The organism is Clostridium sp. (assembly GCF_051650885.1).
Classification (GTDB): Bacteria; Bacillota; Clostridia; order Clostridiales; family Clostridiaceae; genus Clostridium.
In genome coordinates, this window is record NZ_JBOFRG010000367.1 from 83273 (window position 1) to 94175 (window position 10903).

The 10903-nt window shown below is 34.0% G+C and carries 4 protein-coding genes; 2 read left to right on the plus strand and 2 right to left on the minus strand.

Annotation, left to right across the window (positions count from 1 at the left end):
* The first annotated feature begins 2 nt into the window (after positions 1-2).
* The gene (locus ACRC28_RS18950) at positions 3-287 is read left to right on the plus strand and encodes a hypothetical protein (RefSeq protein ID WP_438545016.1); all 285 of its coding nucleotides are present in this window, start codon (positions 3-5) and stop codon (positions 285-287) included.
* Positions 288-308: 21 nt separating this feature from the next.
* Positions 309-503 (plus strand): hypothetical protein, encoded by a 195-nt coding sequence (locus ACRC28_RS18955; RefSeq protein ID WP_438545017.1) that lies wholly within the window; start codon positions 309-311, stop codon positions 501-503.
* A gap of 30 nt (positions 504-533) precedes the next feature.
* Here the strand turns inward: ACRC28_RS18955 and ACRC28_RS18960 are convergent, their stop codons facing one another.
* Positions 534-3752 carry an Ig-like domain-containing protein gene (locus tag ACRC28_RS18960; protein ID WP_438545018.1) on the minus strand — a complete coding sequence of 1073 codons (3219 nt, stop codon included), beginning with the start codon at positions 3750-3752 and terminating at the stop codon, positions 534-536.
* Positions 3753-3803: 51 nt separating this feature from the next.
* Positions 3804-10493: a hypothetical protein gene (locus ACRC28_RS18965; protein ID WP_438545019.1), complete on the minus strand. Its 6690-nt coding sequence runs from the start codon at positions 10491-10493 to the stop codon at positions 3804-3806.
* Positions 10494-10903 lie beyond the last annotated feature (410 nt).

Genomic DNA, 10903 nt, shown 5'->3' on the forward strand with positions numbered 1-10903 from the left:
TTATGGAAAATACAGTACAACAAAACAGTTTTGAAATTAGACATCATCAAATATATATAGAGGTAGCAGAGAATTTAAAAGTAACAGATTTATTAAGAGATTCAAATGAAGATGGGATAGCAATTTCTAAAGCAGATATAATATTGATTTTTACATTGTTTGAAGAAGGAGTAAAAGAATATTATAGATTATATATGCAATATGTAAGAGAATGTAAAGATAAAAGATTTAGAGCAGTTCATAAGCCACATTGGCATTTAAAGCAGCTAATAGATGATAAGTATTAAAATATAAAAGGAGATGTTATTATGAATGAACAAGATAGAATAAGAGAGTATAGGTTTTATGAAAGTAAGAAATTAGAGGAAAAAAGACTAGAGGAACAGAGAAGGTTTGAAGAATATTGTGAGAAAAAATATAATCAAGATAACACAAGCTTTTCAGAGATAGTGTTATGGTCAGTTGGAACTGCTTTGTTATTTACAGTTATACTAATATTTTAAACTAAGAGAGGGAATTAACCCTCTCTATTTTTATACCTCACATTCTACTTCGATAAATGTTCTCTCATTACAACCAAATTGAGCTTGTGGTATAGTTTGTCCTATATTTTCTGCAATAACATAATCAAAAATACAAGAATCTACTCCATTTGCATATCCAGGGTCTTTAAGTCTAATTATTTTATGAGTATTGTTTGTTGAGTTTGACCTACAACAGAAGTAAGTAGGCACGTCATAAACCTTATTAAGAACCCCTGTAGTATATTTTTTTGTGTACCCTATATAATCAGCCATAGGTGCAACAGTTAAGTTAACAGTTAGTTTATCGATTATTGTATTGGTGTTTTTATCAACTACAAAAATCATAGCTCCATTTATAGGATTGGTAGCAGTCGAACCAGCTGCCCAAGCTAATTTGTGTATCATCTTATTAGCTGGTACTGAAACTCTTCTATCTCCACAAGCAAAATCTCTAAATAATAAATCGTCATTTCCTCTTTTAACCTCGTTTAATCTAATAGTATGAGTTTGTCTGATTGGTACAACTGTTACATTACATTCAGCAGTCTTATTACCTTGAAGCGAGTTACAAGTTATCTTACAAGTACCTACTGCTACAGTAGTTACATCTCCAGTTTTATTATCAACAGTAGCTACTGACGTATCAGATGAAGTATATCTGATGTGTTGAATTAAACTATCAGTTGGCAAAACTTTAGCTCCAAGATTTATTGTCTCTGGGTGTCTAAATTCTTTTGTTGCTACAACATCGACACTAGCGACAGGTGTAGCATTAGGGAAGGAGGGTATTGCCAATTCTAAGGCAACATCACCACCTTTATTCTTGAATACAAACTTACTGTTAGTTGTATCAAGCTCCACACTGTGGAAAGCAGAATTTTCAAGAGTTGTGATTGAAGTTTTATTATTAGCTATCTTACTAGCTTCTTGATTTATTTTATCGTGATTAGCAGTAATCCTAGAATCATAACCACTAACATTACCTTCTAGCGTAGTTAATCTTGGTCCAAAATTCTTGTGGTCATTTTCAACCTTAATTATTTTTTGGTCAACTACTTCTGTTTTATTTTCTGCAATAATCAATCTAGCTAAGTTAGAATCTGCTTTATCGCTAACAGTAGTTACTAAATCTTTTGTAGCAACTTCTACATTGTTTACTTTAACTTTACCAGTACCGACAGTTATTAGATTTATATCTGCATTTGATTTCTCATTTGCTATCGCTAACACATTAGAAGATGAGCTACTATATCCAAAATAAGCTGACCTAGTAGACCTATCTTTAGCAAACGATAAATAACTTGCTGCATTATTTGTTACAGGTCTTATTCTTAAAGCGTCTCCATCTTTTTCTATTATATTATTACCTTTCCAAGTTCTGTTACCAGTTATAGTGTAGTTTGTAGAAGGATTAAAGGCACTTCCTCCACCTCCACTATTTGATTCTAAAGCTGTTATTCTATCGTGATGAGCAGTTCTATGACCTTCTAAGTCAGTAGTTCTAGCTTCTAATTCACTAAAGTTATTTGAAGAATTATATATTTCTAACCAATCATTAGCAGTAGCTCCTATTGCCACATATATTCTAAATATTGAAGGTGTAGGTGGTTGATTAGTCATTTCAGATATAATTGTTTCACCTATTCTACTAGGAACTAAACTTGTAGGCAATCCATTTATCTTTTTAGCTCCCATTATATATTCAAGAGTATTAACATCATTATCTTTTTGCATCTTTTGAACAACTTTAGTAAAGGTATTCTCAGTTCCTTTTTGTACAAATAAGTTTCTTAAATCTCTTTGTAAAGGTGTCCATTGAAGTGATGTTCCGTTATTGTCGTCTGCTATCCATAAAGCAGTATCATATTCAGTTGTACTAGCTATTCTCTTTCTATAAATATATAATTGTCCTTTAAACTCTGGTCTTATATTAGAAACATCTGGAGTATCATCTCTTACCACTGAACACAATATAGGTCTTCCATGTATTAACTGACCTTCTTTTTCTGATTGGTCATTAGTAGCTACAAAATTATTTACTTTATCTTTTCTAACATATTCAGAACCAATAGTAGCTGTTATAGGTTTATATTCATAGCTTGTTCCTCCAGTAGAAACACACATATAAGGAGTGATTTTAGTACCATCTTTTTGCACAAAAAATCTTCCTACATGAGAAGAATCGGCTTGAGGTGGAGCAGTAGAGCTTTCAACCACAGTCATTAACTGATAACCGTTAATCTTCTGATTTTGTACAGTAAAGTCATTTCCAATACTTTCTAAAACAACATCATTAGGTAGTCCTCCAGGCATATTTAAACATACCCAATTTGCACTATCTGGAGTAGCAGTTCTTGAAGTTGCTAAGAATACATTCCCAGTATCAGCAGAGGTGTCTAAATATATTTGCCCTACAAAATTAGGTTGAATATTAGGTGAGCCATTTTGAGCGATAACTGTTACTATTTGTTTATTAGCTATTTTCTGTTCAGTTCTTTCAAAGTTATTAGCTATATTATTTTTAACAAAGTTTGCAGTATTCATTTCTTCATTTATCATATCCCAACTTCCACTTGCATCTGCAATATAATAATCAGTTTTACTAGTAGAAGCATCCTCATATAAATACATTTGTCCAGGATAATCAGCAGTAACATTACCATTAGGGTCAGCATGAGTACCATTTATAATGGAAACAATAGCATTTCCTTTAACAGATTGAACTTGAGTAAAATCATTTGAAACATCAAGTTTAGCTAATTTTGTAGTATCAATAGTTCCATTATCGCTAGTAAGTTTATTCCATTTACCTCCATAACCTAAGAATAGAGTATATTTACCTCCAAAGCTTGAAACACATAATTGATGTTCAAAATTAGGTACTCCAGTTGGAGTTTCTGTTGTTACTACATGAACTGTAGTTATTTGTTTACCAATTATTGTTTGTAATGAATCTGTAAAGTGATTGGATTTATTAGTTGCTACATCACCATAAGCATCAGTAGCTACAAGTGGTTGCCAATCACTAATAGAAGCAGTTCCAGAAGCTAACCATAAATAACCTTCGTCATTCACATTAGCAAAATACAACTGACCTTTGAAAGACGGTTTTTCTTGTGGTGAAGGCAAGTTTCCATATTTAATTGCTGGAATTTGAAATCCATTTATCATTTGAGTTGGGCTTATAAAATTATTTGGTAGTTCTAAAGTTGCATGATTAGTTGCCATATTATTATTTTCCTCCTAAATTAAGAAGGGAGCTTTTACACTCCCATTATTTTAAACTGTAATTAATCTTCCATCATTATCTACTGATAAAGTGAAATTAGTACCATCTGGTGAAGTTAATGTTGGAGGATTAGGAGTACGAGTAGTAGAAATCCTACTTGTAGCTAGTCTTCCTTGATTTCCAACTTCTAACACATATAGAGTACCATCTGGCGATTGTAGGGTAATATCACTTCTACCACCAGTTGGAGCATCTATCCAAACTGCTCTCTTTCCATCATTGGATAATATCTTATCTTTAACACCTTCTGATATATGAGGTAGAGGGTCAGTTACTCTCATTGAGTATCCTACTGGTTTAGTGCTACCCATTATAGGGTCAATCTCTATACCATTTCCTTCTTTAATCCATAGGTTTTCTACACCTTCTGCTACTGGTTCAACCTCTATCACTCCATTAGGTTTAGTGACCATATTCTCATCTTTAATACCAATAGTCCAATCTGCATCTTTACCAGGAGGACCTTTTAATACTCCGACTTTCTTCCATGACCATAAACCTAAAGTATTTTTTGTACACATATATAGTTCTTCATTAGTTCCAACTAAATATCCTTTTCCTACTTGTTGTTCACTAGGGAATGGTAATTCAGATACAGTGTCAACACGTCCTACAATTGTACAAACTGCTCCAGTGTCTCCAGTATCCCCTTTATCACCTTTATCTCCCTTTTCACCCTTATCTCCAGTTAAGTCTCCTAAGTCCTCAATAGCTTTCTCTACAGTAGTTTCTACCATAGTTTCCATTGTTGTTTCCATAGTATTTATAGCAGTGTCCATAGCAGCGTTCATAGCTCCCATTACCTCAGAAGTAGCAATACTTGCAGCAGTTGAAGCAGCAGTTGAAGCAATTATAGACATCATTATAGCACTTATAGTACCAGAAGCACCTGTAGCCCCTCTATCTCCTTTAGCCCCCTTAGGACCTCTAGGACCAATTGGACCGTCTTTACCATCTCTTCCATCTTTACCATCTCTACCTTGAATTACTCCTACATTCATCCAATTGTAAGGTGAATCACTTGTTAAAACATACAAACACCTATTTTCTTTAACAATTAATCCATCTCCAACCACATAGCCATGAGTAGGTAAATCTTTTTCAGTATTAACTTGACCTTTAATTTGAACAGAAGAACCTGGTAATCCTTGTGGACCCCTAGGACCTTGAGGTCCTCTAGCACCAGTAGCGTTTACACCAGTGTCAACATTATCAATAAACCAGTGATTGTTATTTGGGTCTATGTGAATATCTTCTACTCCAGAAGGTCTGTCTTGTAATATCTTAATAGCTTCTTCATTAGTAGTAACTCTATTATCAACAATTACTAAATGTTCAGTAAGTGTAGTTGCATTTTGTTGTAGGGCAGTTACAGCAGAGTTTGTTACTGTAATATCGTCCCAAGCTTTTCCTAGACTTTCTTTCTCTAAAGCAATTTCAGTATTGTTGAGTTTTAAATTGTTATTCATTGATTTTAAAGTATCAGATAATTTACCAGTAGGTATTGTAGTACCAGCTCTAGTTTGAACATCTACCTTAGTAATAACATTTTCTGCCGAAATATTTAAAGGTTTATATGACCTGTGATTAGTATTAGGGTCAATATACATATAATATGGTTCAAAATTATCATCAGATTGAGTTGATTCTATCTTGTGTTTATGAATCATTAAACTTGAATTATCCGATATTGTTGGGTTAGGTATTCTATTTGCTTTTACTATCCCAGCTCCTAGATGACCTAAATATCTTACATCGTTGGATAGTGTTGTAGTATCTTGCTCTTTCATTAATAATTGACCTATTACTCTATTTTGTGTAGCTTCATCATAATTATCTGCACCAGTAATTAACCATACTTCTCCAACCTTAGCATCTTTCAAGAAAACATCTAAAGTTCCAGGGAACATTGAACTTGTACCCGTACCAGCTGGACCTCTTGCACCTTGAGGACCTTGAGGACCTCTTAATGGACCAATAGACTGCCACTTACCAGATAACTCTCCTGCTTCTGGATGAGCATATATATACATATGGTCTTTCTCAATATTCCAAGACGAACCATCATCTAGTGTAGCCTCAAAATCTGATACTACATAAAAAGCATTACCAACCTTAAAAGCATTAGAAGGGTTTTTCACAAACGTATAAAAATCACTACCAAGTTTACTTCCTCTTAATAAGAAGTCTTCACCCTTTTCTCCTTTTTCACCTTTGTCTCCAACATGACCTGGAACACCTTGAGGTCCTTGTTCACCTTGAGGTCCACTCCATTGACATATCTCTTCCCAAACTTTGCTCTTATAATCATATTTATAAATCCAACCTCTCATACTACCATCTTGAGCTACATAATGAATAGCAGGGTCAGTTGGTGCTGGAGCTTTACTTGGGTCCCAACCACTAGGAGCTTCTTGTATATCTACTCCTATACCTCTAGGTCCAATCATTGAACCAGCATCTCTCCAGTTATTTTCAACATTACTTTCTAAAGGATATTTATTATTAATACATATATACATATGTCCATGATGTATATTATCAGTTAAATCTTGTACAACATAAGCATCACCTAAGCTAGGAGTAGCGTGTTTAATCTCTTCATAGCTTTTCCAAACTTTTTGAAAATAAATTCCACTTCCGTCTTTACCATTAGCTCCCATAAACTTACCTATATTAATCCAAGCAGTAGGATTAGCAGTACCAGTAACATTAGTAGAACAGTATAACATACTTCCATCTTCAATTGAAGGACTACTTGAGTTATGAACAAACCAAACGTCACCTTTAGAAGCAGTAGATATTTGTTTTATTTCGTGTGATGATTCTTTGCTACCTTTTAGTTCTATACCAGGTCCCATTATATTACGATTATCTGGTGGGTTAGAAGTGTTTTCTTTCACCCAAGATATAGTACCATCTGCTGAAACACTCGGATACCAAAGCCTATTATCTCCAGTACCACCTCCACCTCCTCCAGTAGCAGGGAAAGTAAATTGCCTCCACTCAAAACCACTACCATTTTTAGGAGTAGCATATAATATTTGGTCTTCTCCATTATCAGTTTGTGCTTGTTTTATATGGATTCTACCTTGTTTAGCTTGTGTTGGTTCTGGTGAGCTTTTGCTTATACTAATATTATCTGCAATAGTGTTTAAAGCTTCTATAACAGAATTTAATGGTTTACCATTCCAAGAAGTTAAAGAACTATCTTGCAATAACATATTATTAGTAGAAGGAGCGATTGGTCTAGGTTCTTTTTCGCCTTTTTTCTCTAAATAAAGCTCTGATATTTGTTTTTTATCTGAGTTTTCGTGTACATAACACACATATCTATCTTTCTCGTAAGCAGTAGATTGTTGAGTAGGTTTCTTATCTACGATATGAACTGCTGCATCTCCCGACCATTGCCCCATATCATCCCAATAATCTTCACCAGTTTGAGTACCAGTTTCATTTCTTAGGAAAGCATGACCATTTCGTAGCTCATCACTAGCATCTCTTACTACCCACATTTGACCTTCATCAGAAGGAGTTTGAGCTATCATCTGTTGGAAAGTACCTTCACCAGCAAAACTAAATGAATTACCAGGTCTACCATATGCTCCTCTATCCCCTTTTTCTCCCTTCTCTCCTTTAGGACCATATAAAGATTTAGAATAAACCCATTGAGCTTGTGAACCAAAGTTAGCACTAACTTGAGCTACTGCTAAAGCTCCAATTCTTCCATCTGCCGAAGGTAGTGTATCTCCATTACTCACTAAACCAGTAACTAAATAAGTATCACCTTTAGTTACACTAGTTAAAGCATTTAATCCAGTAACAGTTTGATTACCTCTAAAGTGCATACTAGTTCCTGCTGGACCTTTGATATTGATTCTAGCTGGTGTATCTGTTGAATTATCTAAAGCCCAATTAAGAGTTCCGTCTTCTTGAACATTAGGCTTCCAAGTTCCTCCCTTATCTCCTTTATCACCTAGTATCTTACCACAATCTGTCCAACCAGTTCTTGTCCCAGCTTCTTTTTCATCATTACAGAAGAATAGATGTCCTTGCTCTGGTTGGTTTTTATTATTAGCATCATAAATAAAATAACAATCTCCAGTTTTAGTTCCGGTTGCAGAAGTTAATTCATTAATTGATTTCTTAGTTCCTTTTATCTTAATTCCTGGTCCTACATCACCTTTAACACCTTTAGTATTAGTCATTTTTTGGAATTGAGAGCCATCATATATATACATATCTCCATTATCTGCATAAGTTAAATCATTAGGATTCCATACACACCATATATCTCCTACTTTAGCATCAGATATAGCAGTTATAGCATCTTTATTTTCTTTATAACCTTTAGCAGTTAAGCTTGGACCAATATCTCCTTTAGGACCTTGGTCACCTTTATTCCCTTTATTACCTTTAGGACCTATAACACTTCCAGTAAATTTCCACTCTACACTAGGATTTTTCTTAGTACATACTGCAAATTTACCAACATATTGAGGTGTACTACTACTTTCAGAAACGATATAATACATATCATTAACAGATGTATTAGTAGTTGTAAGTTTATCTAAATTCTCTTTAGAGATGTTACCTTTGAAGTTTAAACTCTTACCTAGAATATTTTTTTGTATTGGAGCAGTAGTACTTTTATCAAGTTCCCACTTTAAATTCCCTTCATCATCTAAAACTGGTCTCCAAAAAGTACCATCATTGATTAGTGAGCCACCACCAGAACCTACATTCCATTTCTCCCATTTCATTTTATCTGGTTCAGTAGGAACTCCAACCTCGTCAAAACTACCATCATAATGTAAATACCATAATTCTAAATCGCCTTCACCTTTTCTATTCAAGAATATAGAATGTATGAATTTTAGTTTATCATATGGTTTTATGTCAGTATCATTAGGAGTTTTGTTATTGTAAACTGATATTTTCCCTCTAGCTCTTTCATAAATCATATCAAATATTTGATTAAGATTCATACCTAAGAAGGGTGCTGCTCCAGAGTTATACCATATTTCATCAGTTTCTATACTTAGTGGTCTTACTCCATCTGCATCGTCCCATTTATAAAAAGGATAGAATGTTTTTTTCGTAGCTGGAGTTTTACCATCAATTCCTTTAACACCAACGTGTTCATCTTTTAAAATAACAAAAGCATTATCAGTACCAAACTCTTGAGAAGTAGGTGTAGTTGTTCCATTTTTATCTTTAGGAGTAATCCTACCATCTTCAAATTTTAAGAAATGTCCTGTGCCTCCACTTCCAACCATTGAATAGTGTAATTCGGCAGTACCATTTGTATTTGTCTTAATAGCAATTTGGTTATTACTAATTTGAGTAACTGGTACTGTGGGACTAACTCTTATCTTATTTTGAACATTTTGTCTAGCAGATTTTAATACATCAGATAACTTTTTAGCTGGTTGCTGACCATATCCAGTAACCCATACATCATCTGCACTCATAGTAAGAGCTTTATAGTCTGTTTGACCTTTTTGTAATAAATAATAGTATTCTTTACCATCTATTGTTGTAATATTTACTACATTCTTATCAGAAGGTTTAGTTAAATTACTAGGTTTTTCATTCGACCTAATAAACCTCCAATCAGTAAGCTCATCCACAAAACCAGTAGTATCAAACTTACCCATATCAACCCAACATTCTTCACTTAAGTCAGAACAAGAGTCTTTAGCTACATATAAATGATGGTGGTGAATAGCATCTTTTTCATCTTCTATAAAGTAAGTATCTCCCATAACATGATGTAATTGTAATAATTCACTCCAAGTAGTAGTACCTTTAGCCGTAAAAGTATTACCTCTATCACCTTTTTCTCCTTTAGGTCCAATATCTCCCTTAGGTCCTACTGGTCCAACATTACCTTGTTGACCTCTAGGTCCTTGAGGTCCTCTCATACCAGTATCACCTTTAGGACCTTGTTGTCCTTCTGGTCCTTGTGGTCCACGTTGTCCTTCTGGACCTTCTATTCTACCAGCATTTGCCCAAGATTGACTATCTTCTACCCAAATAAAAGCATAATTAACGAACTCTGGAGTACCTACTGACCCTATATCTACTAACACATAGTAACAATCACCTTGTTTATTACCAACTGTTGGTAGATTATCTACACTATCCATATGTCCTTTAAAGGTTATTCCTGGTCCAACCTCTCCTTTTGGTCCTCTAAGCCCCTCTGGACCTTGTAATCCTTGTTGCCCACGTGGTCCTTGTGGTCCTCTTTGCCCTACAATATTCTTAGGTGAAGGTGGAGCATCTCCACTAGCATAAGTTTTCCAAGCTAATTTACCATCTTGCTCATAATATGGTATCCAAGCTACACCAGTTCCTCCTCCTCCAGAGCCTCCAGCGTTCATATAAGCATCAACTAAGCTCTCAATAGTACCATCTGTATCTTTAACTAAGCCACTCATTGGACTCATATCATAATTGCTAAATTGAGTAGGGTCTAATACTACTTTTACTCCTTTCAATAAGTCAAGTATGTTGTAAACATCTCCTAAATTGTCTTTTAACAAACAACTTTGTGGACTCATATCCCCAATATTACCAGTAACAGGTGAACTTACATTGTTTAAAGCATCAGTTAGTTTATAATATTCACCATCTAGTCCTTTTATTACATTTGTTTTTGGACTCATTGCCATAATTGTTTCTCCTTTCTATAAAAACAAAAAAAATGGGTAAACACCCTAATATATTAATCTATACTAGAAGCATTTACCCATAATGAACGTAATAATGAGCAAATAACCATATATATTTTAATACATTAGACTATTTACTCACTTTATCTCTTTTGTTGTTGTAATTCTGATTAAGTTGTGATATAATTAATATAACAAATTTTACCACCTCTTCTAGTTATATATAAGACTAGGCTAAATAAAGTACAAATTTTTAAATTATTTTGAAAAAAGTATTGCAATCCATAAAAAAATAGTGTATAATAGTATTATAGTCAAAGTACAGATTGGATTTCCTCATATGAAAATATGGGGATATTTTTTTACATTCGGTTAAAAATTCCATTTGGTACTTTGGCTAAAAGTGAAAC

Bases quoted from the DNA above. Each gene is read 5' to 3' on its own strand.
- ACRC28_RS18950 (WP_438545016.1), top strand. From the start codon at position 3: ATGGAAAATACAGTACAACAAAACAGTTTTGAAATTAGACATCATCAA.
- ACRC28_RS18955 (WP_438545017.1), top strand. From the start codon at position 309: ATGAATGAACAAGATAGAATAAGAGAGTATAGGTTTTATGAAAGTAAG.
- ACRC28_RS18960 (WP_438545018.1), bottom strand. From the start codon at position 3,752: ATGGCAACTAATCATGCAACTTTAGAACTACCAAATAATTTTATAAGC.
- ACRC28_RS18965 (WP_438545019.1), bottom strand. From the start codon at position 10,493: ATGGCAATGAGTCCAAAAACAAATGTAATAAAAGGACTAGATGGTGAA.